Source organism: Mycobacterium sp. NGS24 (assembly GCF_059813065.1).
Window position 1 is genome coordinate 52,976 of record NZ_JCALDW010000020.1, and the last position, 26,442, is coordinate 79,417.

A 26,442-nucleotide genomic window follows, 5' to 3' on the forward strand; every position below is an offset into this window, starting at 1 on the left:
TGGGGAATGTTGCTGTTATTGGTGGCAGGCGTTTGCTGGCGCGACTACCCTTCCAAATCAGATCGTCAAGTGTCCAATACGTGTGGGAGGCCGTTCTCATGATGTTTGTTGAAGCGCCGGTGGTGGCGGGCCAGGGGGCCAGCGAGGCGATGGGTGCCTCGGTGACCGGCGGCACGTTGACCGGGCTGGCGCCAGTGATGGTGGCGCCGGTCCCGATGGGCGGCGAAGAGGTGTCGTTGATGCTGGCTCAGGCTGCAGCTGCCCACGCCGCCCAGTTTCTCGCGGTAACCGGCGCGGGGGTTTTGCAGCGTGAGCTGTTCGCGGCCACGGTGTCCACCTCTGCGGTGGCCTGCACGGCGATGAACGCCCTCAACGAGGCCACATTCGTCCTCTAAGGACGGGGCTGTATGTATTGGGGGATCCCGCCGGAGATCAATGCCTTCCGCCTCACGCGGATGGGCGCCGGACCGGCAGCGCACGCCGGTCAAGTCGCAGCCTACGGCACCGCGTCGGCGACATACTTTGAACAGGGCAGCCAAGCCGCGGTAACCGCGATGGCGACCAGCACCGTGTTTGAAGGTGCCGGGGGCACCGGCATGATGGGGTCGGCGATGCCGGCCTCGGCGTGGATGAATGTTGCGGGCACTCACGCCAGCACGGCAGTGACCACACTGACCGCCGGGGTTGAGGCGTACTCCGCGGCTTTGGCCGCCACCATTCCCCACGAGGTCGTGGTCGCCAACCGAGTGCGGGAGGCGGTGTTGCAAGCCACCAACATTCTGGGTCAAAACACCCCGGCCATCGGTGAAGCCAACGCCGAGTACGCGGAGTATTGGGGACAGAACGCATCGGCGATGATGGGGTACCTAGCTGCCGTGCTGGGTGTGGTGAGCGGGCTCAGTGTGCCGCTAGCACCGTTGCCTCAACTCAGCGATCCGGTCTCGGTGCTGCCTGCGGCCCTGGGTGCGTTGAGCTCACAGGCGATCGGTGCGGGCGTGGGGATCCTCAGCGCCGGATTCAGCGCTGGAATGGGCCTTGCCGGCGCGGCCGCTGGCGCCAGCACCGGCATTGCTGTGCCCACCGCGCTGGGTAATGGAAGTGGTCTGCCGGTGCCGCTGGCCCCGATGCCGTCCCCTTCCTCGCAGGGTGGGACAAGCCCGGCACCGGCCACGGCGTCCCCGCCCGTCGTGCCCGTCCAACACGGCACCGCGGGGGCGGTGGCGCCGCCGGGCACGGTGAGCGCGCCGCCGGCCGAGGGTGGCGTGGCCTCGCCGCCGTTGAGCACCCAGGGCGACTTCATGCAGCTCGCGCAACCGATGATGGGGGCCATGACTTCAGCGCCCTCAATGTTGTCGGGAGCGCTGAGTTCGCCGATGTCCTCGATGGGGCAGATCAGCGGCTTAATGGGCCCGTTGTCGTCGTTGGCGGGCGGGATGAGCGGCGGCCTGGGACAGGGATTGACGACACCGGGCTTATCGGCGGCCGGCTCGCCCTGGTCGGGGCTCAGTGGCGCCAATGGGGGATTTGCCGGCGGCGGCTCGGCGGTGACGGCCTCGCTGACCAAGCCGTCCGCCGGGGCAGGCATGGGCGGTCCCATCGAACTGCCCGAGGGCTGGTGGGCGCGTCAGCCAAGTGGTGTCGGTGGCCAAGACCCAGTGGCGGGCCTGCGCACCTCGGGCGCCCCAGCGGGTGGTGCCGCGATGGGGTCAGGCCTGTATGGGGCACCGATGGGTGCGGCATCGGCGCGCCGCGGTGCCGAGCACGCCGACCTCGCCGACGCGGACAAGTCAATTGACGTCGCGCCCACGGCGCACCGTATCCCGATATTCACTACCGCAGAGGGTGTGGTCTACACCGGCGGTCAGGGAGGGTAGGCCACGGCAGGAGCCCGTGGCGCGCTGAAACCCTACATTCAACGAACACCATTCACTACCAAGGAGATTCACAGCATGTCGCAACCTTTAAACGCTGACTCGGCGGCCATGGCGTCGGCCGCCGCCGCCCTGGAAAACATCGCCGGGGACGTCTTGACGGCACTGGGACGCTACTCCACCATGAACGGCAACCTCACCGGCGCGGGATTTGTGGGGGATGCCGCCATGGCGTCGATGGCCACGACCGAAGACATCAGCAACACCGGGCGCCAGGTGCACGACCGTTTCCAGACGGTCATCAACATGGTCAAGAAATCCGGCCATGAGTACGCCGCCATGAACGACGCCAACCGCGCCGCGCTGGGCGGCGTCGTCTCGACCTAACCCCCGGCTTCGTCTACCCAACCCATCTTTATTTCAAGGAGAATTCTGTTATGGACTCAATGCGCTATGACCACGCCATGATGGCCGATCACGTCTCGGCTCAGGCCAACCTGGTGGCCTACCTACACGACCAGCGCACGCGCGCTCTGCAAGTTGTCGGCCACGTGGCCTCTGTGTGGACCGCGCACGGCTCGGATGCGGGCCAGCAGGCTTTCAACGAGATCAACCAGGCGTTTACCAACGTGTTCGCCACCATCGAGCGCCACGGCCACGCGATCGCGCAAGCGTCGTCCAACGCCGGCATCACCGACAGCGGCATTGCCGCTGGCTTCCGGGGTCTGTGACCGTCACAGCGGTATCGGCGCGGCTGTCAACCACCTCTGAAGGGCTCTGGTTGACAGCCGCGCTCGCCGGGGTCAGCCAGCTACCACCGGTGCTGAAAGTGCGACCGGTCGGGGCGGTGGCGGCCACGGTCGCCGATCACCCAGGTATGGCGGTCCTCGAGCAGGCCGGCCTGTGCAGCGGCGGCACGCTCGATGCTGACGTCGCCGACTGGATTCTGACGCTGGGCAGGCCTGACATCGAGGTCGACGTGGTGGTGACCCGCCCGCAGGCCGATCCCGCCACACCGGCGGGGCCGGTGACACCCTTCCAGCCGCCGCCCGAGCCCATCGAGGCTGCCGAGGCGCTGGCCCGTTGGAACGCGACCCGGGCGCCCCAACGGGCGCTCGCACTGTGCCGACGGGCCAACAGCTGGATCGCGGCGGCCCGACTCTGGCACACCGCGGCCGACGGCCTGGACGAGGTGGTGGTCAGCGCCCTGGGGCCAGTCTCGCCACCTGAGGTGGTCTGCGCCGTCCTGGGCAACATGGCACCCGCGCAATTCCACGGCATCAACGTCGAGGCCGCCGTCATCGAGCCCGTCATTAACGACTGGCTAGCTGGGCGCGGTAGCGACATCGTGGCGATGTTGACCGCCATCGGCCTGTCGGTTCCCCAGGCACTCATCGTCGAAGCGATCGGCGATGCCACAACGACCCGCGCGGTGCTGACCGCAGCACAGTTTTCCCTCGATGGCCCTCAGTGGGCGGCGTTAGGGATCAGCGTGGCAGACACGAGGCTGGGGCGCGTGGTGATCACCAACGCGCTCGGCCCCGATGGCCGCCAGTGGACCACCATGTTGCCCGGCAGCGACGCAGCCGTGGCCGCCGCGGTCACAGAACTCTTGGACAGCCTGCCGACGACAACGGGTTGGATGACACATCAGCGCTGAACCTCCCTCGGCGCTCCCCCGATGTGACATTTTGGTGGACGCAGAAAATTGTTCGTTGTTACGCTCGCGCCTGTGATGAATAACCATGGCGTCAACGGCAATTCGTGTGTGGGAAGCCGCCCATGAGCACACCGCGTGAGCGCGACTTCTTCGACCAGTTCGCTTCATCGGGCACCGATGAGCCGGCGCCCAATTCAGCGCCGCCGCAACCGAATACCGCTGCGGAACTTAACGCTCCGCCCAACGATCCACCGCCGCCGCGACCACGTCATAGCGGGGTGCCGATGTTTGCGCCCGGCGCCCCACCGGTGCAAAACCCTGCCGAGGATGCCCAGCATCGTCAGTCATCCGGCCAGCACAGCACCCCCTCGTGGAAACTTCCGCCGGCCGGTGCGCCCGCCCCCCAACCCAGCCCAGAGTCAGCGCCGCCGGGCGCTGATGCCCCGGAGCTGCCGGGCGCGCAGACCGGGCCGCGGCAAAGCGCCCAACCGAGTCAGCGCATCACCGAGCCCCTCGACGGCCCTGCCCGCCAGCCCGGCCCGCCGACGGCAGGCCAGCGTGGCACCGACCCTGGACGCGCGCACTGGTCACCCCCACCTGCCGCCGCCCCCTCTAGCGCCCCGCAGCCCTGGACAGCGCCGCCTCAGCACGACGACGTGGCCGTTTCGGCGCCACCGCCGCCGTATGTTCGTCACGTCCACGCCGCATCACCGGGTCACTCCGAGACGCTGCGCGAACAGCTGCGGCCCTCGGATCTGATCAAACCTCCCAAGCCCACACCGTCTCGCGGGTGGCGAAAAGCGCTGTACCACTTGTCATTCAAGACGATTAATCCCGGCCCGTCCGAGGCTGAACAGGACACTGCGAGACTGCAAAAGGAGGTAGGCGCCCACCTGCGCGGCACCTACACCATCGCGGTGCTCGGCGGCAAGGGCGGCGCCGGAAAGACTGTCACCACCGCCGCGATCGGCTCGACGCTGAAATCGCTGCGTTCTGATCCGGTCGTAGCCATCGACGCCGACCCCGCTCAAGCAGCCAACCTAGCTTCCCGGGTCGATCCGAAGTCGTCGTCGGTGCGCGAAATCAACGCCGACGACCAACTCATGCGCTACACCGACGTCCGCTCCTACACCGGTCAAAACGCCGCGGGCCTGGACGTGGTGGCCAGCCCGCGCCACGCCAATCCCAGCGCACCAGCGCTAAGCCCCACCGAATTCGCCAGCGCGCACGGCGTCCTGCAGCGGTTTTACAACGTGCTGCTGGTCGACTGTGGGATGGATCTTGACCACCCGGTCATGCCCGAAGTGCTGGGGCGAGCAGACACGATCGTGATGGTCGCCTCGGCGGTTCCCGATGGCGCAGTCGGGGCCAACACCAACTTCCTCTGGCTCCAGCAGGCCGGATACCAGCAGCTGCTGTCGCGAATGGTGTTGGTTATCAACCATATCCGTGGCTCAACGAATTACCGGGACGCAAAATCCACCAGCAAGCTGGTCGACACTCTTGTTGAGCATTTCGGCAGATTTGTGGCGCCCGAGCGGATCTTTGTGGTGCCCTTCGATCAGCATATTGCCGCCGCGGACATCTTGGACTTGGACGCTCTGCAGCCCGAGACCCGTGAACAGATTCTGAAAGCCACGGCCGCGCTGGCAAAAGGGTTCGCCGCCACCACGGACCCCCGCTAATGGCCGGCGAGGCGGCCACCGAACACAAGCGTCCCAGTGGTCCCCGCTTGTGCCGCGTAGCGTTGCTGGTCGGCCAGGACACATTGATCGATTACGCGCTACCGGCCGCGGTGGCGTTGATCGCGGTGGTCGAAGACCTGATCCCGCGGGTCAATGAGATTCTGCGCAGCCGCAATGTCGCCGCACTCGACGACGCGCTGACCTATCACTTGTGCCGCTCGGATGCGCGGCCACTCAACGCGCAGATGTCACTCGATGATGCCGGAGTCTTAGACGGCGACATCTTATGGTTGCTGCCCACCGAAGCCGCCGAGCGCTTCGAACCGGTCATCGAGGAGGTATCAACTGCGCTAGCCCGTTCGGCGCAAGCGCAGTTCGACAAGGTCGACCAGACCACAGCCCGCCGCGTTGCCGTGGGGTTGTGCGTGGCCTTGGTGGTGTGGTCGGAGGTGATCGTGGGCCGGCTGTGGTGGTACCGCGGCGGCTGGGTGCCTGCGGCGGTGTCGGCCGGGCTGACCGCGGTATTGGCCCTGATGGCCTGGCTGGCCTCTAAAGCGCTGCAACGGCAGCGTCGAGAGGCCAGCGGCGGGTTCGGTTGGGCGGCGGTGATCGCCGCGGCCTGCACGGCGGCAATGGCGGTGCCCGGGCATCCTGGCGGTTGGAGTGTGGTAGCTGGGATCGCCACGGCCCTGACCGGTGCCACCTTGATGGCCTTGCTGACCAGAGGCTACGTCACGTTGCTGGCGTTCATGGTGGTGGCATTGGGCACGGGTGGGGTCGTGTCGGCCATCGAGTCCAGCGGGTGGGCCCTGCGGCCTGAGTACATCGGCGCAACGGTGCTGGCGGTGATGTTGGCCGTCGTGACATTTGCCACCAACATCGCGGTGATCGGCGCCGGCGTGCCCGGGCCGTGGTTTCCCTCGGTGACCAATCGCCGGGTGTTTGAGAACCTTCCCGGCAAACCCCGCGACACGGTGTACCCCGTCGAACCGGAAGGGGCGCAGACCTCCGAGCAGATCACTCGGTGGGCGCGGCGCGGCAACCAGATCGTGACCGGTCTGCTGGCTGGGTGCGGTGTGGTCACCGTGCTCGCCGCCCGTTATGCCACGGTGCCCCTGCGGCCCGACGGATGGCGATTCACCGTGTTCACACTGGCGATCTGCCTGATCCTGGTGTTACGGGCGCGGTCCTTTGTCGACCGCTATCAATCGGCCATCTTGGTCATCACCGCGGTCGTAGCGGCGGCGATGGTCATTGGGCGCTACGCGGCGGCCGCCAACCCGCCATCGATGAGCGCCTCCCTTATCGGCGTCACAGCCACCGCGGGCCTGATCGCGCTGGGATTGGTTGCCGCCCTTGTCATTCCGTCCACCCCGATCATCGCCCCGGTGAACCGGGCCGTCGAGGTCAGCGAATACATCATGCTGGTCTTCATCGTCCCCTGGCTGATGTGGCTACTCAATGTGTGGTCGGTCGCGCGCAACGCGGTGCACGGACCATGACGGTCTCAGCGCGGATGCGGACGGCGGCAGCCCTGATCGCGGCGTCGGCCATGGTGGGGGCACCGGGGGCGGTGGCGGGTGCGGTCGAACCGCCCCAGGTCCCCGCCGGCCCGGCCCCGGGCGACCCGCCGCCCGAACCTGATCAGCCGATGCGCCAAATCGCTGCGTGCACCGTGACCGGGATCTTGCCGGGCAGCGACGTGCGGGAATTGCCGCCGGCGCTGGCGCTGCTGAACATGCCCGCGGCCTGGAAGGAATCTACGGGCGCCGGGGTGGTCGTGGGCATCATCGACACCGGGGTCGCCGCGCAGCCGCGGCTTCCGCACTTGGTGGCTGGCGGTGACTATGTGATGGGCCGCTACGGCGACGGCCTGTCCGACTGCGACGCGCACGGCACCCTGGTGGCGTCCCTGATCGGGGCCGCGCCCTCAGGAACGCCGCTGCCGGTCGCCCCGCGCGAAGCGGCACCGGCGGCGCCGCCGCCGGCCGCGCCCGCACCGGCACCGATCCCGCCGCCGGCACCGCCACCGACGGTGACGATCACTCAAACCGTCAGCCCCCCGCCGCCGCCTCCGCCCCCGCCCGAGGATGCCCCTGCGTGGGGGCTCGCACCGCCACGCCGCACGGGCAGCGGGGATCCGGCGCCGCTGGCTCCGCCGCCGGGCGGGGGCACCGATGGGCTGATCGGCATCGCCCCCGACGCGGTGCTGGTGTCCATCCGCCAAACCGCGCAAACCTTCGGATTGGCCGACCCCGGCGTGTCAGAGAATCCCGAGGACATCCGCCGTGCCGGCGATATCAACTCGCTGGCACGGGCCATCGTGCACGCCGCCAATCTGGGCGTCAAAGTGATCAATATCAGTGTGGTCTCCTGCATTTCGGCGACCAAGCCGCACGATCAGAGCGCGCTGGGCGCTGCGCTGCGCTACGCCGCGGTGGATCGTGACGTCGTCATCGTCACCGCCGCAGGAAATACCAACGCCCAAGGCTGCAATCACCAAAATCCGCCGCCGCTGCCCGGAAACACTGACGATCCGCTGGGATGGGGGTCGGTGACCACCATCGCGGCACCGGCGTGGTTTAGCGACTACGTGTTGGCGGTGTCAGCGACCGACGCCAACGGTGTCCCGCTGACTGAGGATGTGGCCTCGCTGCACGGCCCCTGGATGGGCCTGGCCGCTCCGGGTACCGACATTATGGGTCTGTCGCCGGCCGGAGAAGTCATCAACGGATCGGTGGACCAAGACAAACTCCATTCGCTGGCCGGAAGTTCGTTCTCGGCGGCGTTCGTTTCAGGCATCGCCGCCCTCGTGCGCGCCAAATACCCTGATCTGTCAGCTCATCAGGTCATTCATCGGCTGCAGGCCACCGCGCACCCGCCGGCCGCCGGGCGCGATCCGGTGGTGGGCTACGGCGTTGTCGATCCGGTAGCGGCGCTGACATGGGATATCGCACCGGGTGCCCTGCTGCCGCCCGGTGCGGTGCGCGGACCCCTGGTGTTGCCGCCACCGCCGATCCAGCGTGACCCTCGCCCGGGCCAGACCGCAGCGACGATTACCGCGGTCATGGCAGCCTCGCTGGTGGCGGTGGCGATCGCCACGACCGTGGTGCGCCGACGGCGGAGGCAGTCGTGAGACAACCGCTGATGGGTGCACGGATGCGGGTGGGATCGGTGGTGGCCGCCGAGCTGCTCGGCGCTGTTGTGGTCGTAGCGTTGACGCTGGCCGGCGTCGGGTTGGCGGTGGCCATCGCGGTGGGCGCGGTCGTCGCATCGCTGTGGTGTGTGGTGACACTGGCGGGCATGACGGGTGGCCAATGGGTGCGCCGCGGGGTGTGGTGGCTACGCCACCGCGAACACCGGCTCGTCGTCGCTGATCGTCGCGCGCCGGCCGAGCCCGACCAGGAGCGCGACGATGCCACCAGCTAAACGCGCCCACGACCCCGCAGGGCGCCGCCGCCGCGGCACCCATATGCTGTGTGCACCAATCGATGTCAGCGTCGATGATGCTGCTGTCGGGGTGGTGATCGACGGCGACACGGTGGCCACGATGGTGGGCGTGTGGGGGGCGCCCTACGTGCCGACGCTGCTGCACCCGCACCGCGCCGACACCTCCAACACGCTGCCGGTGTCGGTGGTGGCCGCCCAGATGCAGCAATACGGCCTGCCCGTCGATGTCGACATCATCTGCGAGGGACGGCGCACGGTACGCGACAACTACGCCGAGCACTACCAGACGCTGCTGGCCGGACGTCCGGCCGCCGGGCAGCGCACTACCACGGTGCTGGTGCGGCTGGACAGCCGCGCCCGCGACACGGTCGGAGGTCTTTCCTGGCGCCGCGACAACGTCTCGGCCACGATCGCCGCGACGCAGCGCATCGTGCACGCGTTGAATCAAAACGGTTGTCGTGCCCACATTTTGACCGCCGCGCAAATCCGCGAAGCGATGGCGGCGTCCTTGGGGGGACGGGAAGGCTTGACCGGCACCTATCGCGACGAGTGGTCACGGCTGAGCACCGGAAAAGGCTATCTGACAAGCTATTTCTTCAGCAGCGACGACGTCGCGGCCGCCACGTTGGCCGATGTGTGGTCCTATCCCTGCGATCACGCGGCACTGGTCGTGGGCCTGCGTCGGCGGGCCGGTGCGATCAGGGCATCGGCGATGGTGCGGTTGCACACCTCGCAGCCCTACGCGAGCCCGCCCGCACTGATGTTGAACAAATTCACTGGCAGACATTGGGATGCGGTGGTGGGCACGCTGCCGGGTCGCGCGCGCCTGCGGCTGCCTTCGACACCGTTGGACGGCGAAGCGCTGGATAAAGCGATTGTGGTCGGCTCCTCGGGGGTGCTGCTGGGTAAGTTCGGCGACGCCATGCTGCTGATGCCGCTGTCTGATCCTGCGGCCCCCACCCGCATCGCGGTGCGCGTCGATGACGATATGGCCGTTCGCCGGCTGATTCGACGGGCAGCCGCGGTCGGTGAGCACGTCGCGGTCTATGACACCGCCCAACGGTGGGGGATGAGCGCAGGCTCGGCGCGGATCTGGAGCAGCACCGATGTCAGCGCCCAGCCTCCGCGGCCGCCCACCTTAGTCGTCCATAACGGCCGCTCCAATCCGTATCCGGGCGCGCGGACCGCGGTAGCTGTCGGCGCGCCTGATTCCAGCGCCGCCGATATCGTCATCGAACAGGCCGGCAACCGAATCACGTTGCGAACTAACCGATTCGCGACCACGCTGGACGCGGTCTCCTTCCGCAATGAGGAAGCCTACTTGCGCTAAAGCCAATGTCGCCGCGTTGATAGACGCGGCGACCGCGCGTAGGCCATGATGGCGCTCGTGAGCAGCTACGAGGACCACCAGAGCGATGAGCACACCCGCCGGCGCGGTGTGCGGTTCTTCTGGGTGGTCCTGATCGCCTCTAGTGCGGCATCAGTTGCCGGCAACGCCATCCACGCCGCCGTTAACGCCACCGCGGTTCCTGCCGCGCTGGCGGCGGCCGTGGCCACCGCCCCTCCGTTGGTGTTGTTGGCCTCGACTGAGGGGCTCTCACTGCTGATCAAGGTGCGGCGACGCCCTTCGGTCGCATACTGGGGGGCCTTGGCCATGACCACGGTCTTGGCCGCGGCCGCGTTTCGGCTTTCCTTCGACGCGCTGCGCGATTTGGCCACCCGATGCGGCATCCGAGCCAGTTTGGCGTGGCTGTGGCCAGTCGTCGTCGATGTCACCATGACCCAAGCGACGGTGTCGTTGCTTGCGCTCACCCGCCGGGCACCGGAGCGGCCTGCCGCGGCAGAGCACCCCCGGCCTGTCCCGGCGATCACCGAAGCCGTTGAGCCCTCGGAAGGTTCGGTTCTTGCCGATCACCTGGTGGCGAGCAGTCCAGCGCCGCGCAACGGAGCGCAGTGTGCCCCGCAGACAGACGACCGCCACGAGGACGCCGCCGCGCGTGTGGTGGCCACCAAGCGCACCAAGCAGCCCCCCGAAGTGGTCGCCGCGGTGCTGGCCCGCCATCAAGCCGGTCAAAAAGTCAGTGAAATCGGAAATCACGTGGGCTTGCACCATTCGACGGTCAGCCGCATCGTGGCCAACGCCGATCGCGCACCAACCCCAGCCTAAGCATTCTCATGCCCGAAAGCCGCACCGGCTGTTGGGTTTTGATAGACGTCGCCCGCAGGTGGCGGCAATGATGAGCGCGTGAGTAATCCCGAGCCATATACTCCGTATTGCGGACTGATCTACAACGACGCCAACCAACCGGTGCGCGCGGCGAGCGCGCCTCACGTGGCGATCAGCGCCCCGACGCGCACCGGCAAGACTCGGCGGATCCTGGCGCCCGCGGCGGTGCTGCATCCGGGCCCCGTGGTGTGTGTGTCCTCCAAACCCGACCTAGCCGAATTAGTGTTACTCAAGCGGTGTTTGGGTGTCACCGGCGTGATCGACCTTCGGCCCGAGCAGACCGAGATCTGGCCCGCCACGGTGCGGCGGATGGCAACTGATCCGACAGCGACCGTCGTTGATGCTGAGGAGGCCCTGACCGTCGCAGAAACAATGTTGGCGACCTCAGGGGTGGGGTTCGGGGGCGCTTCGAGCGCGATGAGCGCGACCGCCGGAGGGCTGTGGGAGTCGCAGGCAGCCCCACCGTTGGCCTGCCTGCTCTTTGCTGCGGGACCGTGCGGGAACGGCAAGGGGATGCCGTGGGTGTTAGACGCGGTGCAGGATTTCGGGATGCCCGACCCGATGGATCCAGACGCGGAACCGCCTCCTCTGGGCGGACCGTCGTGGCTGACCGCCTATGGATTGTGCCCGCATCCGAAGTTGGCGCAACCGCTGTATTCGGTGATCGCCGGAATGGATGCCCGGTTGCGCGACAGCATCAAAGTGACCGTGTCCAAAGCTGTCACTCCGTGGTTGCGGCTAGGGTTGCGCAACGATGCCCTGGCAGCCGGGCTCGGCGATATTGAGCAACTCACCACCGAGACTTTCGATTTGGACATGCTCGACGAACCGGACGCGACCTTGTTCGTCATCGCTCCCAACACCGGCAGCGTGGCGGGCGCCGCGGTGGCACTCATCGACTCCATCATTCGCCGCTTCCGACGCAAGACGTCCAATCATCAACTCACACATCGCCTTTTGCTCGAACTCGACGAGGTGTGCAACTCGTGTCCGCTGCCGAACTTGCTGACTTACGTTGGGGAATCGGCAGGTTTGGGAGTCAACATCATGGCCACCGTGCAAGCCACCGCGCATTTCGAGGTCGTCTTCGGTTCGAAGTACGCCGAGGCGCTGCGCGTGATGTTTCCCGGAACGCTGATCATGTACGGGGCGCACGAACGCTACCTGCTCGAGGAGGCATCCCATTGGCTCGGTGAGACCACCCGACGCACCGAAAGCTATGAGCCCCACAGCGGTAGCCGCGGCCAGTCCTCGGTGTATGGACAGATGATCGGCTGGCAGGAACTGTTGCCCCAAAATCGCGAGGAAGCCCAGCTCTTGCAGCGGGGTACCGCCGGAGAACGGGTCCACATTCCGGATTGGTCGGAGTTCTTGGAGGTCTACGACCAGGCTATTGAACGGCGGCTTCATAAGCAGCGCAACGGGTCGCGGTAGGCCACCGCCATCGGGCAGATGAATCGCACTGGAAATACCGGAGACTCCGGGGCAAACCAGTGCGATTCAAGACCACACGATCATTGGGTGTTTGCGTCGCCAGCCGAGGCGGGGGCCTGGGCGAGTAGCGAGCGCAGCGCTGCAGCGATATGCGCCGTCTCGTCCCGGATGGAAGCGGGAACGTAGCCGGTGTCGGGACTGCTGACGCGCTGCGGGATCGCTTCAAGGTCGTCGGCCAGAGCGACCAGTGCGTTCAGGGCAGCGGCCTGTGTTATTTGTTGTGGTGGCAACATAATTGGGACAATTTCGAGTCCGGCGATGTCGATGGTCTCGACGCTGTGTTGCGGGGCGTGCGGAAGATCATCGCTAAGCGGGAGAAGCGAGGCGAGCGAGCGCACATTCATCTGCACGCCAAAAGTGTGTGTGCGCGCAGATTCTTCGAGGCGACAGGCCAGAACGGACAGCTTGCGCATGATGTCGGTCTTTTGCGGCCCTAGTTCCGGGTCGAGAGCGGCGCTGAGGGCTCGGATCTTCTCGGTGATGCGCCTGACCTCGGTGGCGGCGGGCGCGAGTTGTGCGGCGCGGACATCGAATATGTCCCCGTGCTCATCGGGGTAGAGGTTGCGAATTGTTGATGCTTTCCACCCTTGGTAGCGGGTGCCGATCATGGCATCCGGTGGCGGGAAGTTGCCCGACCGTATGCGCGTGTTGAGGGTGTTGATCGACAGCTCGAGCTGCTCGGCGATCTCGGAGACGGAGAGGTAGCGGTCCACGCCCGTCATCCTGCCACAGACGAATGTACATTCTTCTGTGTAATTGTTGGGTTGCGGTCGCGGATCTCAGAATGTCGCGTGGACGTTCCCGTGCACGGGTGCGATCCGTGGGGGGTCAAGAGTGGTGTCAGCAACAATCCAGACGTACCAGAGCGTGACGATGGTGAGCGCGGTGATGCCGGAGATGATGGGTCGCCAGGACACGGTGGGCGGGGTTCGGCGCCGCGTTCCGATCGATGGGGGGATGCGGCGGCGCGGCGGGGTGGGGGCGTCGTCGAGCACGGTTGGCATGGGCAGGATCGTGGAGTCGAGGATGAGGTCGTCATCGACGTCCCCGACGAGTGGGGTCAGCGGCCACCAGTCGCTGGATCCGTCCACCGCCAGCCATCCTTCGGCGAGGCCGTAGAGCGCAGCGGCAGCGAACGCGGCGGGTAATTGGGCCAGCAGCCAGGGCAGGACCAGGGTGTCGGTCAGCCCTGGTGCTGGATCGTAGAACAGCACCAGGGGAGTGGCGCTAGCTGCGGCTGACCAGAACAGAGCGGGGATCGGATAGGCGCGCAATCGCTCGGGAATCAAGGTGACGAGCGCGAGGTACGCGGCTTTTCCGGCGGCCCACCCTAGCGGAGCGAGCAGCGCGCACACTGCCACGAGTGCGGCCTCATAGGAGCCTGTCGTTGTCGAGGTGCTGCGGAAAATGAGTGGGGGAGTGATCTGGTCGTCGTGGGGATCTGGGCGGGCCCCGACTTGGGCGCGGGTACGCGCGCGGATGGTCTTGGCAAGAAGTTCGGCGCGGCGTTTCTGGAAGAGGAATACGCCGGCATGAGCGGCAATCCAGGCTCGGCGTTGGTCGTCGAAGATATTGGCGGGCATGGGCAGTGGTCTAGCCGCTGAGCACTTCGGACAGCAGTGTGCGCGCGTCGTTGAGCAGGGTGTAGCACTGCTCGAAGAGTCCTTCGACAACCGTCAAAACGCTGCGCGCCTGCTCGTCATCGCGGAGCTGGGAGCTCACTGGCTCGCCACCTTCGAGGATAGCTGCAGCTGACCCTCGCGCCCATCCCAGGGATTCATCGAGGCGGGTCAGGGTGGCCAGCGTAGGTCGTCGGGATCCTGTCTTGGCTTTGTGCAGCGTGGAACGTTCCGGGCCTCCTCGGCGAGACAGGTCATCGCGGGACATGCGCAGCAGGGCGAGTCGTTCCGAAACGAAGTGATCGAGCCGCGCGGGCCCGGACAAAGGTATGTTCACGCGCATCAAGCTACCTAAATTCACCTTGAATCGTCTAGCAATGTGGACATAGACACGCGAATAGCTCTACTTTGACATCTAGACACACTCATTAAGGATGTGTCGAAGTGTCGAGAGGGGTCCTCCGATGAAGGTTCTTGCCGCAGGGCTGGCCGTGGCAGTGACAGCTATGGCGTTTGCCCTTGTTGTCCTGGCTGAATTGGTGGCCCGGCTGGCGCCGCTGCTGCTGGTCGGCGCCGCCGTGTGGGTAGTGCTGGCCTTGCACCGAGGTCGCCGACGCGGCAGGCCCGCGACACCGGTGGTTGAGCAGCGAGCGGCCCCGGGCGCCGCCGGTGAGGTGTCCGCCCCGCCCCTGGCGCCGCCGCTTCCGCCCATGATGGTCCATCACGACCGCGTCTACGTTGTGCGCGGCGAGGACACTGGCCTGCTCGCCCAGCGAGCAGACGGTTACGTCAAGGTGTCGGCGGCCGCCCTTCCCGCACCACGCCCGCTGCGGTCGCTTCGCGCACCGGAACTCGGCCAGCCCGTGCGCCGTCGCCGCCGGCCGAGTCCGAAAGCGCGGCCGGGACCGCAGCGCTGAGCCTGCTCATGTCCCGGCAGTGCCCGTGCCCCCGGCGGACGTCGATGACGCCCGCACCCACATGGCCTCACCCACGAAAGGAGGCAAGCGGCGCGCGCGTTGCACCCCAACGCTGGCGCCGCGAACCCCGTATGGACACACAAGTCACCAACGACGAGTGGCTCGAAGACAAAGGCATCGCCAAGGATCCCGGCACCACCCCGACCTCAGGTGCGCCCATGACCGCTGATCGACCTCGCACCCCACCGCCGGGGGCCAGCAGGAACCGATCACCGCATCCCGATGCGGTGGATCTGGATGCCCCCGAGCGCGGCGATGGCGGCGCACCACCGTCGGCTGTCCCCACTGACAAGGGCATCGACGACTCCGGCGATGACGCTGCCGGCGATGGCGCTCAGCGCAGCGATTCGGCGGCGACAACGGATTGCGCTGCTGACGGCGACGGCGAGGACCAGGTGGGTGGGACCCGGCGGTCACGACGTTTCACCCCATGGGTCGCAGGAGCTTTCGCCGCCACCGTCGCCACCGCTGTGCTGGTGACCGCGGTGGGGACAAACCTGCTCGGATCATCCGACCCGGCCCCAGTGACGCAGCCCGGCAAATCGAGCACGGCGGCTCATCCAGTCGCCGCGGCGCCGCCGCCATCGACCGCGGCCGAGGCGGCTGATCAACCGTTGCCGTTCACCGCCGCGGCGGATTGCCCCGCCGGCTCGACGACCGCCCAGTCGTTGGCTGACCCCGACAAGCCCACGCCGTGGATCTGTATCCGTCACACCGATGGTCAGCCGCTCTCGATCACGCTCGGGCCGGCGGGCATGGAACGGTCCTACGTCATCACTGCAGTCAGCATCGTGCCCGGGGACACCACTGCTGCACAGGGCAGCACGACCGAGCCGTGGCTCAATCACCGGGTGGTGACCAGATTGCAGTGGCAGTTCAACGATGTCGCCAATACCGTGCTCACCCAAAGCACGGGAAACATCCATGGTGAAGCGGTATTGCCGGTACCCCGGGTCAACGCCTCCAAAATCACGGTGCTGATCCAGGAAACGAGCAGGCCCACCGCCACAGTGGGTTCATCCCCCACGTCCGGGCCGCCGGGACTTTTCGATGGCATATTGACTCCGCAAGCCCCCGCGGGCACTTCAGAACCCGTGCCGGCCTCAGACCCGCAGCAACCTGACCCCAGTGACACCACGTTTGCTGTGACCAGCATCAAAATCATCGGTCATCGGGCGCTGTGATGCAGCTCAACTCCGTCTGGAAAAAGCGATTGTCACTGTCGTCGCGCACGCTGCGGCGCGTGGTCATCATCGTCGTCGTGGCGACCTCCTGCATCAACGGCGTCGCGCTGCTGTGGCGGTTCGCCTTTCCGTCCGAACCCCCCGCCATCGCGGGCATCAGCCGCACGGTAGTCAACGAAACCGACGCCGTGAAGGCCTTCGCCACGATGTGTGTGACGTCGCTGTTGACCGCAACCACCGCCAGCGCAACCGATTTGGCGCGCTGTTATCCCAGCGGCGCCAAGTACGCGGTACCGACCACCAACACCATGATCATTTCCAACGCGGTGGCGTGGGCCTCACGCCGCGGTCCGACCAACTCCGACGTCACGGTCTACAGCGTCAAGATCGCGCTCACCTTGCAGCCCTACCCGCTTGCCCCGAGGACCATGGCGTACTACCAGATACCTGTTGGGGTCTACCAGGATTCGGGTTTCCAGGCGCTAGACCGGATTGGTCGCATCGAGGGCCCCCCGCCGGGAGCATATGTGCCACTGGGGTATTCGAGTCCTATCGCTGCAGGAACACCGTTGTTCACCATGCTGGCAGGCTTTGTCACCGCCTATTTGACAGCCTCGGGGGGGCTAGACCGATTCACCACCACCGACGCTGCAATCACCGCAGTCGGCTGCTACGCCAGCGCCAGCATCACGATCGCGCAAGCCGCCGAACAGCCCGCAGCCAATCCGGCGCAGAACACCGAACTGCCTGTGCACATCGATATTTCGGCCCGCCGCTCGGACTACACCCAAGAAGACCTGTCCTATTCCTTGACGCTGCGCGCACTCGGCGGAACATGGTTCGTCGCCCAGATCGACGCCATTCCCGTGTTCTCGGATCAGGGCGCCACGCCCGTGCCGATCAGCCCACCGGCTGCAACCTCGCCGCCACCAAAATAGAAGGGAAATTTGCATTATGTCCGCAACCGCACACGCCACCGTGCTGCTCGCTGCAGCACCACAACACACAGTGCTGGCCGCTGGAACCGGTTTGGTCAATATGGCCCATGAGGTTCTCTACATCCTGATCGCGCTGGCCGGCGCCTTCTTCCTGGGCTGCGGAATCGTCAACGCCGTCAGAAAACATCACAAAAATGGTGTCGGCGCGGCCGTCTCGGCATTGGCCGGCGGTGTGCTGCTGGCCGTGTTCGTGGCCCACATCGTGGGGATCTACCAGCGCGGTAACCAGGAATTCGAGAACCTGCCCGGAAGCGTCGGCACACCGGGCCACTCCGGTACGCGCGGCTGGTGAGCGCACCTCCCGCGGCCGCGCCCGTGGCCACCGAAAACGCGCAGGTGTTCTCCGGTATCCGCGATATCGACACCCATATCGGGGAAGCCGCACCCGGACAGCGCTGGCCCGGCGGCCCCTACCGTCCCCCGGAATGGATCGCCGCAGCGCTGATCGGTGTGCCCACACTGTGGTGGATCGACAGCCATGAGGCGGGAACCACGCTGCCCGCGCTCATTATTGGGGCCACGCTCTGTGTGCTCACTGTCGTTGCGATGCGACTGCTGCTGCCCAAGGGCAGACCATCGCTGTCAGCGCGAATACGGTTCGCCCGAAACATGTTCCGGCCTCCGCATGTCACCAGTGCAGCGGTGCCTGGCGGCGACAGCCCACCGGGTGTGCGGGTCGACCCGGGCGTCAACCCGCCCGAGCGCGTGCACCACAACCTGGTCTTTACCCGCGGAGGGGTCTACGCCGAATTCCTCATCGAAGGTTTGCCCACACTGATGCGCTCCTACCAAAAGCACCAGTGGGCGGCCAAACAGACCCGCAATCTTGGCCGATACTTGCCGTCCGGATCGATGCTGCGGATGCTGCTGGTCGCCGAGGACAAGAACACGATCCTGCGCAGCATGGTCGGCTCCCATGCCGGCAAGCCCGGCTGGGTCACTCAATGTCGACACTGGGAACCGATCATCGCCAATCCCACCAGGACCGCCGCAGTGGGCTACCAGGGGCCGGTACGCGCGCGATTCTGGTTGACCGTACCGGTGGATTCTGGCACGGCCGGTCGCACACCTCTGGGGCAGGGCAAACGGATGGTGGACTGGATCAGCGGACGCGACAAAGAGTCCGAGAAATCACTCGCCCATTACGCCGACCTTGCACGCACCATCGCACAGTCATTGCCCAACGAATTCGGTGTCCGACCGGCCACCCCGGCACAAATCCGGTGGTACTACGCTCACCGGACGCAGCCCTGGGCGCTGCACCAACCGATGCCCAGCACGCACTCCGGCGGCCCAACGTCATTGACCCGCAAAGATTTTACGCGCGCAGCGTTCGACGAGGGCGACAATGCCGGCCGCCCTTGGTGGCGCCCCAGCTGCAAACCGATGCTTCGCGTCTACGACCCGCAGCGGCCCACCACGCCTGCGTGCTACCAAACGTTCCTCACCGTCGAGCACTTCCCCGATCAAGGTGTGCGATTTCCCCGGGCCTCCTATCTGCACGCCCTCCTCAACGTGCAGACCCAGGCCGTCATCGAATGGACGCAACATTTGTACATTCGCACCCCCAAGGACGCACAGGCCGTCAATTATCGCTACACCAAGAACATCAAAGACCAGATGCAGCAGCGCGGACCCCGCGGCAACGAGGACGACGAGTTGCCCAAGAAGCTGTCGAAAACCCGCCGGTACAGCTCCCAGCTGAACTCCAATCCCGCTGAGCGAGAACTCGATCACACCGTGGTCATCGCGGTGAGCGCGCACCACCCCGACATCGTTGACGACGCAGTCAAACAGATCCGCCAAGAACTCGACACTGCCGGCATCGCCGTCGCGCGCCATCGCGGAGCGCAGCTCCTGCTGTGGAAGGCATTCAATACCGGCAGCGAGACGTTGAGCCCCCTCGACGAATTCCGCAACCCCACGACCGCCCACTTGTGGTCACTGTTTCTCCCGCTGATTTCCGCGCGCGTCGGCAATGTCAAAGGCAGCCCGCTAGCAGTGGATCAGACCACCATGCGGCCCAGCGTCATTTTGCATGACCCCGAGGGAACAGCGCGGCGCAACAAGAACACCGGATTGGCGATCGTCGGGGACCCCGGCGGCGGCAAATCCAATCGCGCGAAACTTTCTGCCTTGGAGCTGATTTTGCGCGGTGCCCGCATCGTGGCGTTCGAACCCGACACCATCGCCGAGTGGGCCAAAGCTTTGCGCTCGGTCCCCGGAGCCCGCTTCATCGACCCCACGGTCGGCCGCTGGTGTTTTGACCCACTGGTGATCTGCCACCCGCACGAAGCTGCGCGATTGGCCGCCGCTCATATTTTGCCGTGGATCGGTGTGAGCGCAGACAGTCTGACCGCCAAACGGTACCGGCGGCTGCTGCGCCCGGACAACCGCACCCGAAACGGCATCAGAAACCACCGGGATCTTATGAATTATCTACGGGCGCAACCGGATCACGAACACGACGAGCTGCTACTGCGCCTCGAGACGGCCGAAGAGGACTTCCCGGGCTTCTTCGACCCGCAGCTCCCGCCTTACCGGCCCTACGATGCCCCGGCGACGGTGTACCTGACGGGCAACTTGGCCTTGCCCGACGCCGAAGACATCGCCAACGAACAGCTCTACCTCAAGCTCAGTGGCCCCCAGCGGGCCGGAATGGCCATCTACGGGCTGCTCATCGACATCGAGCGCCAATACATGTTCGACTATCCGGACCGCTTCGATGTGATGATCTTCGAGGAGTGCGCCCAGCTGCTGGCCTACCCCGCCGGTGCGCGCACCGCACATCTGATCACCCGCCGCGGCCGTAAACATGCCACCGGAATCTGGTTCATCACACAGGATTTCCGTGATCTGGCCCGCATGGGCGACAAGTTCGTCACCCAGAAGTGGATTTTTCGCATCCAGGACCCGGAGTTGGCGTACCTGACGTTGCAGTGGGCACGCATCGATCCCGACATGTATCCCGAACTGGTCGTCACGCTCTGTGATGACACCAGCCCGGGCAACACCCGCGACGAAGACATCCTCGACGACTGCGAGGGATCCCAAACGTCGGTGGCCGAGGCCGGAGCCGTCGATCCCGACCGGCTCGGTGAAGGTTTTCTCATCGACGAATTGGGGCGCGCGGCGCGAGTCCAATTCTTCGGTGCCCCCACCGCTGCACTGGCACGCGATCTGGACAGCACAGCGGCGGTCGCGCCGTGAACGCCCGGATCACGATTTGGCTCGCCGAGCACCGCCGCGCGCAGTGGTCGATCCGTCTGATGGGCGCGATCCACTTTCTGTGTTTGTGGTCGGTGATCGCAGCACCTCGCGCCGCCGCCGATGTCGGGGCCGCCGCGATCGGGTGGACGGGGATCAAAGACACCGACGGGGTGCCGCTGGAAAGCTATTTCTTGTCCGTCGTGGACACCTCCGAGGCGGTCGCCAACAACGGTCAAGGCGTGAGCGCTATCGATCCCAGCACGTGGGTCTCCTGGATGGTGAAGGCCACGCAGGTCGCGGTCACCCACAGCACCATGGCCTGGTGGCTGACCAACGAAGCAGCCCTGGTCGTGTTCGTGTTCGCAATTTCGTTGTGGTTCCTGCGTTTTGCGATGTCCAGCTCCTGGCTGCTGGCGCTGGCTCAGATCGGACGACCGATATTCGCCGCGGTCAGCACGCTCGTCAACAACATGTGGTTAGGCCCCCTGGTGCTCACCGTGTGTGTCACCCTCGCCGGGTTCCACTACCTCAACGGGCGCCCGGGCCGGGCCTGGAATCTCGTTGGTACCGCAGCAATTATGCTCGTGCTGTCGTGGACGCTGTTTAAGGATCCGATCGACGATCTGGTCAGCGACCATGGATTACTGGGGATGGGCCGGGCGACTGGTTTCCAGATCGCTCAGGCAGCACGCGACGGCTCTTATGCGCCCGGTGCCTCGCTGCAGGGACAACTGGATGCCTTTCTGTCGCAAATGGTTTCGGCCACCGCCCGCCCTGCTTTGCAGCTGCAAAACTTCGGCATGGTGGTCGACGATGTCGGCACCTGTCGGCGCGCCTGGTCGCAGGCCATCATCGCCAGTGGCCGCAGCAGCGTCAACCAGGACCCGGCGGCCGGGCCAGCGCATGCGATGGCGGGCTGCGGGGCACCCCAGGCGCTGGCGCACGCTCAACACCTGGGCGCCAACGACTTCGTCCTCGGCCTGTTCCTGCTGGCCATGGCGATGCTGGTGGGTCTGTTCATCTGGTACGTCGGCATCAGCACCATGCTCGTGGGAGCCAAGGCAACCTACTACGGCATCGTCGTCGGCCCGGCGATACTACTGGGGATGACCGGGTGGAAACGCGCGAAGAATTACGCGACCAGAGCCGTGTCGCAGGTGTTTTTGCATGCCGCCGAAATGATCCTCTACACGACCTTCCTCGCCATCACCGCAGTCGGAATGGGGTGGACACTGACCACACCGACCCTGGGTCACGGGGGCATCACCGTCGTGCCGCGGCTGCTGATGGTGGGACTGGGGTCCATCGTGGCAATCCTTTTGTTTCACTACATCGACAAGCACTTCTATACCGACGGGCTGGGCACGATAGGGCATCAGATCAGCGGTGTATGGCAGTCTGCGCGTGCAGGCGTCCAAAGCGAATACGACGACTTCCAGCAGGGCGTCGATCGGATGCGCCGCGGCCGCGACCGCTTCGCGCAGTGGCGCTCGCGCAGCGCCGCAGACGAGGCCGAGGACGCTGAGGCGACCACGGGCGCGCAGGACGCCCCCGAATTCGACGTCGTCAAGGCCCGCCCGGTGCGACAACCCGCCCCGGCAGGGGCCGATGCTGCAGGAGCACCGGCCGAGGCCTCTGAGGTGGCCACTACCGCCGGCCGCGCGGCCGCCGCTGGGGAGTCCACCGAAGTCGTCGCAGCCGCCGAAGCAGCCGGCACGGTAATAGCTCCCGAGGTCGCCGTGCCCGTGGCCGCCGCAGCCTACGCGCTGCACCACGCGCGCCAGGGCAAGAACACCTCGCAACCCTCCGAGCCCGCCTCGACGAGGACACATTCGCCAGGTGGTGCAGATATCGATTATCCCCTGTACGAGGATCCTTCGGCATCGAGCAACGCCGATCACAGACAGTGGGCGCACGATGATCGGTGGCCATCCTCTGATGCGTCGTTGCCGCCCCTGCCTTCTCGCCCACCGGCTACCTCACGACGGCAAACCCCCGCCGCTCCTTCACACCAGGCGCCGACCGCTGACACCACTGATCCAGCAGTTGCAGGCGGCGACCGCTCGGACCCCGCCGGCGTGGACCCCGCCCTAGAATTTCCTCCGACACCCGCCGCCTCTGCACCGACAGCGAAAGATGATCACCCGTGAGCGCCCGCGACCACTTTGATTCCGGAACTACGCACCTGGGCATTCTCGGGCACGGCCCAACCGACCATTGGGCCGCCCGCGATGCCTTTCGCCGAGCCGTCGAACTCGACCCAGGAATGTGTGACGCGTGGATGGGTTTAGCTGCCGCAGGCGATCTGACCACCCCCACGCTGCGCGGAGCCTACGAGGCGCGCGCCACGCTGCACCGCGAAACGCGGCGCATCGGACTGCCTGACACCGCACTCATGCCCACAGTCCCCACCCCGGTGCTCATCGACCTCTACCCCTACACCCCCGCCGGCATCGGACTTGCCTATGTCGCAGGACTTCTGCATGACGGCGACTACACCGCCGCCGCGGCGGTCCTGCCCGCCATAGACCTCGCCAACGAACATCCTCAGCAGACACAAGTTCACCGATTCCTCGGCGCCACCTTGCACCACGTCACCGAGCGCTGGCCCGACGTCCTCGACTGGATCGCGCGTCCGGCACCCCGCGACAACGGCATCGTCGATGTCGCAACCCAACTACTCAAAGGGATCGCACAAACGGGCCTGGGCGCATTCGAAGCCGCGCTGGCCACCCTGACTACCCTCGCAGGAACTGCCGAACAGGCCAGGCTTGACGGCGACGCCAGCGACACCCAGCGCATCGTGGCCGAAGCGGCCTACTACCGCGGACTGTGTCAACGAGCTCTGGGCAACGAGCCCGCGGCCCGCGCGGAATTCACCTCGGCAACCGTAGCCGGCGAACTGTGGCCCGGTGCCGCCGCGGCACTGGCAGACCCAACCTATGGCCCGCTGGTGACCACACCTGAGGCGATCGCCGAACGCACCAATCCCTGGGACCCCAAATCTGGCCCGTCAACCGCTGAGCTACGTCAAGCGCGACAGCACGAAGACGCCATGAACGTCCTCGATAAGGCCCAGCGTGAGCTGGATCAATTCATCGGTCTCCGCCGCGTCAAAGAACATGTCAATGAACTGAAATTCGCCAAAATCTACGACCAGAAAATGGCTGAGCGCGGGGTCCAAATCGGACAACGGGAAACGCTGCACATGACGTTGGTCGGCCCCCCCGGCACCGCCAAAACCTCCATCGCCCGTCTAATCTGCGAAATGTATTTCGGCCTAGGTATTCTCGAATCGCCGCAATTCATCGAGGTGTCCCGCGAACACCTCGTTGGTGCAGTCATCGGAGAGACAGAAGCTAAAACTGCGGCGGTCCTCGACAGCGCAAGGGGACGAGCCCTTCTGATCGATGAGGCTCCCGACCTCTACAACCCCGACCTCGAACGAGACTTCGGGCGAATCGCGTTGAACACCATCATGAAATTCGCCGAAGACCACCGCGACGACACCATGATCGCACTCGCCGGATATGCAGCGCCCATGAACCGCATGCTGGCCGCCAACCCTGGTCTTCGCGGACGATTCCCCTACCAGCTGGAATTCACGTCCAACACCGCTGACGAACTCATCGAGATCGCCGGCCTGTTCGCTGCGCGATCCCACGTCAATATCCGACCCGACGCTATCGAACACCTGCGAGATGTCGTCGACTGGCTGTGCACCACACCCAACACCGTCGACACCGACGCCGCATTCCTCATTGACGTCGCCAACAACGCGCGCTTTGTGCGCAGCGTCATCGAACAAGCAACCCGAAAAGCCAAGGTACGCAACGCTGCCGACCCGTCAATCGACCTTCTCACCGCAGACCTCAGCACCATCAGCGCCATCGCCCGCACCGACATGGAGACCGCGACGCACGAGGTCTTGGTCGCCTATAACATCGTCGCCGACTAAGGATGTGAATCGCTGGCTGTACGAGGCGGGTCTAGTTCGGTCGCCGTCACGCGGACGTTCCGGCCGGGCGAGTTCGTGCACGTCGGTACGAGGTGCGGTAGGTGTCGGTCGGTATGCCGAGAAGATGGGCCAGCGTTGAAGCATTCGCGTCGGTGAGCGTCAGTTCTGCGGACTCGATCGAGACGTAGGTAGCGCGGCGGACCCCGGGCTTTAGCCCTGGGGGTGAGCGCGTCAGGTTCGTGTTGTGGTGGCCACTCTTGCCGTGTATCGGGCGTGCCGCTTTATTAGATAGCCGCTATTTGTCTAATGTTGTCGGTTGTGGGTGTTACGTTGCGGGCGAACGCGAATATCGCGTTTGCGTGCGCGTATCACGTGGTGTGGTGCCCGAAGTACCGCCGCAAGGTCATTGGCGGTCGGATGGAGGCGCGTCTGAAGGAGATCATCGCCGAGGTGATCGCCGAGAAGGGGGCGTGGTTGATCGAGTTGGAGACTATGCCTGACCATGTGCACCTGGTGGTGGAGGTGGATCCGCAGTTCGGGGTGCATAAGTTGGTCAAGGCCATCAAGGGCCGGTCCTCGCGTCTGTTGCGTGAGGAATTCCCGTGGCTGCGTTCGCGCTTGCCGTCGCTGTGGACCAACTCCTACTTCGTCGCCACGGTCGGGGCTGCGCCGTTGTCGGTGATCAAGCGGTACGTCGAAACGCAGAAGGACCGCTGAGTCATGCTGACGGGGCGAAGATTTCGGGTCGAATTCAGCCAGGAGCAGGCGCGGTACGCCGAGCAGATCGGGGCAGCGTGCCGGGCGGTGTGGAACACCGGCCTTGAGCAGCGCCGCGAGTACCGCCGACGTGGAGCGTGGATGAACTACCAGCCCCAGGCTAAGGAGCTTGCCGAAGCGAAACCCGAGCATCCGTGGCTCAAAGACGTTCCGGGGCATTGCCTGCAGCAGACGTTGATGGACCTGGACAAGGCGTGCCGCACCCAGGGCACGTTTCGGGTGCGGTGGCGCTCCGGCCGGCGGTGGCCGCCGTCGTTCCGGTTCCCCGAGGGCAACAAGATGGTCGTCGAGAAGCTCAACCGCCAGCATGCGCGGATCAAGCTGCCCAAGCTGGGCTGGGTGAAGTTCCGCGCGTCGCGTTCCTTGGACGGTGAAACCATCCGCTCGGCCACCGTGGTCCGCAGCGCAGGCCACTGGTTCATCTCGGTGCTGGTCGACGACGGTGAACGCACCCCCGCCCAGCACAGCGCGCCGGGCACGGCAGTGGGAGTGGACCGCGGCGTGGCCACGGCGATCGCGACCAGCGCGGGGGAGTTGATCGACCGTGTCTTCGCGACCGCCGGTGAGCGCCGGCGTGTGCTGGCGTTGCAGCGGCGGCTGTCGCGGTGCGCGAAGCGCTCGGCCAACCGGGACAAGGCCCGGGCCGAGCTGGCGGCGCTGCGGGCGCGCGAGCGGCGCCGGCGGCTGGATTTCTGTGCCCAAACCGCCCACCAACTTGCAACGGTCAATGCCGTGGTGGTAGTCGAAGATTTGAAAACCCGCAACATGACCCGCTCGGCGAAAGGAACACTGCAAGCTCCCGGACGCAACGTGGCTGCCAAATCCGGGCTCAACCGTGCCATCCTCGGCAAGGGATGGCATCAGTTCGCGTTGGCACTGTCCTCGGCGGCCCGCTACACCGGGACCACCGTGGTGGCGGTGCCGGCGGCCTATACGTCACAACGCTGCTCACAGTGTGGCCATGTGGACCCGAAATCCCGTGAGAGCCAAGCGGTATTCCGGTGCACCCACTGCTCGCATCACGAGCATGCGGACATCAACGCCGCCAACAACATACTGGCCGCAGGGCTTGCGGTCACCGCCTGTGAAGACCAAACCCAGCCAGCGGGCCGCGCGCGGTCACCGAAGCAGGAACCAGCAGGAAACCGCGAGGAATTACTGCTCCACACCCCCAACGCCGCTAACGCAGCATGAACGGGTTGGAATCCCCCGGCTTCAGCCGTGGGGAGGACGTCAACGGCGTTTCAAGAATGTCCATCGCTCGCTTGAGAAGGTCAACTTGCGGGCTCCGGCGGCCCGATTCCCACGCTTTGATCGTTGAAAGCCCCAGGT

Annotated in this window: 24 protein-coding genes; 21 read left to right on the plus strand and 3 right to left on the minus strand. The window is 65.8% G+C overall.

Annotated features, from left to right (window positions below):
• Window positions 1–98 precede the first annotated feature (98 nt).
• From AC5Y6Y_RS21405 to AC5Y6Y_RS21460, 12 genes are all read left to right on the plus strand, one after another.
• Complete coding sequence (locus tag AC5Y6Y_RS21405; protein WP_122447363.1) at window positions 99–395, plus strand: PE domain-containing protein; 297 nt, start codon at window positions 99–101, stop codon at window positions 393–395.
• Between the two features lie 12 nt (window positions 396–407).
• A complete protein-coding gene (locus tag AC5Y6Y_RS21410; RefSeq protein WP_499930242.1) occupies window positions 408–1,874 on the plus strand; it encodes a PPE domain-containing protein in 1,467 nt (488 codons plus the stop codon).
• A 75-nt stretch (window positions 1,875–1,949) separates the two neighbouring features.
• Window positions 1,950–2,258: a hypothetical protein gene (locus AC5Y6Y_RS21415; RefSeq protein ID WP_133437557.1), complete on the plus strand. Its 309-nt coding sequence runs from the start codon at window positions 1,950–1,952 to the stop codon at window positions 2,256–2,258.
• A gap of 50 nt (window positions 2,259–2,308) precedes the next feature.
• A complete protein-coding gene (locus AC5Y6Y_RS21420; RefSeq protein ID WP_122447360.1) occupies window positions 2,309–2,602 on the plus strand; it encodes a hypothetical protein in 294 nt (97 codons plus the stop codon).
• Window positions 2,603–2,652: 50 nt separating this feature from the next.
• Window positions 2,653–3,531 carry an ESX secretion-associated protein EspG gene (locus tag AC5Y6Y_RS21425; protein WP_499930243.1) on the plus strand — a complete coding sequence of 293 codons (879 nt, stop codon included), beginning with the start codon at window positions 2,653–2,655 and terminating at the stop codon, window positions 3,529–3,531.
• A gap of 812 nt (window positions 3,532–4,343) precedes the next feature.
• Entirely contained in the window at window positions 4,344–5,216 is an 873-nt protein-coding gene (locus tag AC5Y6Y_RS21430) for a MinD/ParA family ATP-binding protein (RefSeq protein WP_166462084.1), read from the plus strand.
• The gene (gene eccD, locus AC5Y6Y_RS21435; RefSeq protein ID WP_499930244.1) at window positions 5,216–6,718 is read left to right on the plus strand and encodes a type VII secretion integral membrane protein EccD; all 1,503 of its coding nucleotides are present in this window, start codon (window positions 5,216–5,218) and stop codon (window positions 6,716–6,718) included. The genes AC5Y6Y_RS21430 and eccD overlap by 1 nt, the downstream gene beginning before the upstream one ends.
• On the plus strand, window positions 6,715–8,352 hold the full coding sequence (locus AC5Y6Y_RS21440) for a S8 family serine peptidase (protein WP_499930245.1): 1,638 nt from the start codon (window positions 6,715–6,717) through the stop codon (window positions 8,350–8,352). Before eccD ends, AC5Y6Y_RS21440 begins: the two co-directional genes overlap by 4 nt.
• Window positions 8,349–8,645: a hypothetical protein gene (locus AC5Y6Y_RS21445; RefSeq protein WP_499930246.1), complete on the plus strand. Its 297-nt coding sequence runs from the start codon at window positions 8,349–8,351 to the stop codon at window positions 8,643–8,645. The genes AC5Y6Y_RS21440 and AC5Y6Y_RS21445 overlap by 4 nt, the downstream gene beginning before the upstream one ends.
• Complete coding sequence (gene eccE / locus AC5Y6Y_RS21450; RefSeq protein ID WP_499930247.1) at window positions 8,632–9,996, plus strand: type VII secretion protein EccE; 1,365 nt, start codon at window positions 8,632–8,634, stop codon at window positions 9,994–9,996. The genes AC5Y6Y_RS21445 and eccE overlap by 14 nt, the downstream gene beginning before the upstream one ends.
• A 57-nt stretch (window positions 9,997–10,053) precedes the next feature.
• Window positions 10,054–10,833: a DUF2637 domain-containing protein gene (locus tag AC5Y6Y_RS21455; RefSeq protein WP_499930248.1), complete on the plus strand. Its 780-nt coding sequence runs from the start codon at window positions 10,054–10,056 to the stop codon at window positions 10,831–10,833.
• A 78-nt stretch (window positions 10,834–10,911) separates the two neighbouring features.
• Window positions 10,912–12,327 (plus strand): type IV secretory system conjugative DNA transfer family protein, encoded by a 1,416-nt coding sequence (locus AC5Y6Y_RS21460; protein WP_244602131.1) that lies wholly within the window; start codon window positions 10,912–10,914, stop codon window positions 12,325–12,327.
• An 80-nt stretch (window positions 12,328–12,407) separates the two neighbouring features.
• Here the strand turns inward: AC5Y6Y_RS21460 and AC5Y6Y_RS21465 are convergent, their stop codons facing one another.
• The 3 genes from AC5Y6Y_RS21465 to AC5Y6Y_RS21475 all read right to left on the minus strand — a co-directional run bounded on the left by AC5Y6Y_RS21465 (window position 12,408) and on the right by AC5Y6Y_RS21475 (window position 14,109).
• Window positions 12,408–13,100, minus strand: coding sequence for a helix-turn-helix transcriptional regulator (locus AC5Y6Y_RS21465; protein ID WP_499930249.1), 693 nt, complete (start codon window positions 13,098–13,100; stop codon window positions 12,408–12,410).
• 66 nt (window positions 13,101–13,166) lie between these two features.
• Window positions 13,167–13,970 (minus strand): hypothetical protein, encoded by an 804-nt coding sequence (locus tag AC5Y6Y_RS21470; RefSeq protein ID WP_499930250.1) that lies wholly within the window; start codon window positions 13,968–13,970, stop codon window positions 13,167–13,169.
• A gap of 10 nt (window positions 13,971–13,980) precedes the next feature.
• Window positions 13,981–14,109: a hypothetical protein gene (locus tag AC5Y6Y_RS21475; RefSeq protein ID WP_276323736.1), complete on the minus strand. Its 129-nt coding sequence runs from the start codon at window positions 14,107–14,109 to the stop codon at window positions 13,981–13,983.
• 361 nt (window positions 14,110–14,470) lie between these two features.
• On the opposite strand from AC5Y6Y_RS21475, the gene AC5Y6Y_RS21480 reads away from it, so the two are divergent.
• The 9 genes from AC5Y6Y_RS21480 to AC5Y6Y_RS21520 all read left to right on the plus strand — a co-directional run bounded on the left by AC5Y6Y_RS21480 (window position 14,471) and on the right by AC5Y6Y_RS21520 (window position 26,304).
• Window positions 14,471–14,923 carry a hypothetical protein gene (locus tag AC5Y6Y_RS21480; RefSeq protein WP_499930251.1) on the plus strand — a complete coding sequence of 151 codons (453 nt, stop codon included), beginning with the start codon at window positions 14,471–14,473 and terminating at the stop codon, window positions 14,921–14,923.
• Window positions 14,924–15,054: 131 nt separating this feature from the next.
• A complete protein-coding gene (locus AC5Y6Y_RS21485; protein WP_499930252.1) occupies window positions 15,055–16,167 on the plus strand; it encodes a hypothetical protein in 1,113 nt (370 codons plus the stop codon).
• Between the two features lie 59 nt (window positions 16,168–16,226).
• Window positions 16,227–17,105, plus strand: a complete 879-nt coding sequence (locus AC5Y6Y_RS21490) for a conjugal transfer protein (RefSeq protein WP_499930253.1) — start codon at window positions 16,227–16,229, stop codon at window positions 17,103–17,105.
• Window positions 17,106–17,121: 16 nt separating this feature from the next.
• Window positions 17,122–17,457, plus strand: coding sequence for a hypothetical protein (locus tag AC5Y6Y_RS21495; protein WP_122447345.1), 336 nt, complete (start codon window positions 17,122–17,124; stop codon window positions 17,455–17,457).
• Complete coding sequence (locus AC5Y6Y_RS21500) at window positions 17,454–20,375, plus strand: ATP-binding protein (protein ID WP_499930254.1); 2,922 nt, start codon at window positions 17,454–17,456, stop codon at window positions 20,373–20,375. The genes AC5Y6Y_RS21495 and AC5Y6Y_RS21500 overlap by 4 nt, the downstream gene beginning before the upstream one ends.
• Window positions 20,376–20,545: 170 nt before the next feature.
• Window positions 20,546–22,525: a hypothetical protein gene (locus AC5Y6Y_RS21505; protein ID WP_499930255.1), complete on the plus strand. Its 1,980-nt coding sequence runs from the start codon at window positions 20,546–20,548 to the stop codon at window positions 22,523–22,525.
• Complete coding sequence (locus AC5Y6Y_RS21510; RefSeq protein ID WP_499930256.1) at window positions 22,522–24,333, plus strand: AAA family ATPase; 1,812 nt, start codon at window positions 22,522–22,524, stop codon at window positions 24,331–24,333. The genes AC5Y6Y_RS21505 and AC5Y6Y_RS21510 overlap by 4 nt, the downstream gene beginning before the upstream one ends.
• Before the next feature lie 318 nt (window positions 24,334–24,651).
• Entirely contained in the window at window positions 24,652–25,050 is a 399-nt protein-coding gene (tnpA, locus tag AC5Y6Y_RS21515; RefSeq protein ID WP_499930257.1) for an IS200/IS605 family transposase, read from the plus strand.
• Window positions 25,051–25,053: 3 nt separating this feature from the next.
• Window positions 25,054–26,304: an RNA-guided endonuclease InsQ/TnpB family protein gene (locus tag AC5Y6Y_RS21520; RefSeq protein ID WP_499930258.1), complete on the plus strand. Its 1,251-nt coding sequence runs from the start codon at window positions 25,054–25,056 to the stop codon at window positions 26,302–26,304.
• Window positions 26,305–26,442: the final 138 nt, after the last annotated feature.

Bases quoted from the DNA above. Each gene is read 5' to 3' on its own strand.
- AC5Y6Y_RS21405 (WP_122447363.1), top strand. From the start codon at position 99: ATGATGTTTGTTGAAGCGCCGGTGGTGGCGGGCCAGGGGGCCAGCGAG.
- AC5Y6Y_RS21410 (WP_499930242.1), top strand. From the start codon at position 408: ATGTATTGGGGGATCCCGCCGGAGATCAATGCCTTCCGCCTCACGCGG.
- AC5Y6Y_RS21415 (WP_133437557.1), top strand. From the start codon at position 1,950: ATGTCGCAACCTTTAAACGCTGACTCGGCGGCCATGGCGTCGGCCGCC.
- AC5Y6Y_RS21420 (WP_122447360.1), top strand. From the start codon at position 2,309: ATGGACTCAATGCGCTATGACCACGCCATGATGGCCGATCACGTCTCG.
- eccD (WP_499930244.1), top strand. From the start codon at position 5,216: ATGGCCGGCGAGGCGGCCACCGAACACAAGCGTCCCAGTGGTCCCCGC.
- AC5Y6Y_RS21440 (WP_499930245.1), top strand. From the start codon at position 6,715: ATGACGGTCTCAGCGCGGATGCGGACGGCGGCAGCCCTGATCGCGGCG.
- eccE (WP_499930247.1), top strand. From the start codon at position 8,632: ATGCCACCAGCTAAACGCGCCCACGACCCCGCAGGGCGCCGCCGCCGC.
- AC5Y6Y_RS21470 (WP_499930250.1), bottom strand. From the start codon at position 13,970: ATGCCCGCCAATATCTTCGACGACCAACGCCGAGCCTGGATTGCCGCT.
- AC5Y6Y_RS21480 (WP_499930251.1), top strand. From the start codon at position 14,471: ATGAAGGTTCTTGCCGCAGGGCTGGCCGTGGCAGTGACAGCTATGGCG.
- AC5Y6Y_RS21485 (WP_499930252.1), top strand. From the start codon at position 15,055: ATGGACACACAAGTCACCAACGACGAGTGGCTCGAAGACAAAGGCATC.
- AC5Y6Y_RS21495 (WP_122447345.1), top strand. From the start codon at position 17,122: ATGTCCGCAACCGCACACGCCACCGTGCTGCTCGCTGCAGCACCACAA.
- AC5Y6Y_RS21520 (WP_499930258.1), top strand. From the start codon at position 25,054: ATGCTGACGGGGCGAAGATTTCGGGTCGAATTCAGCCAGGAGCAGGCG.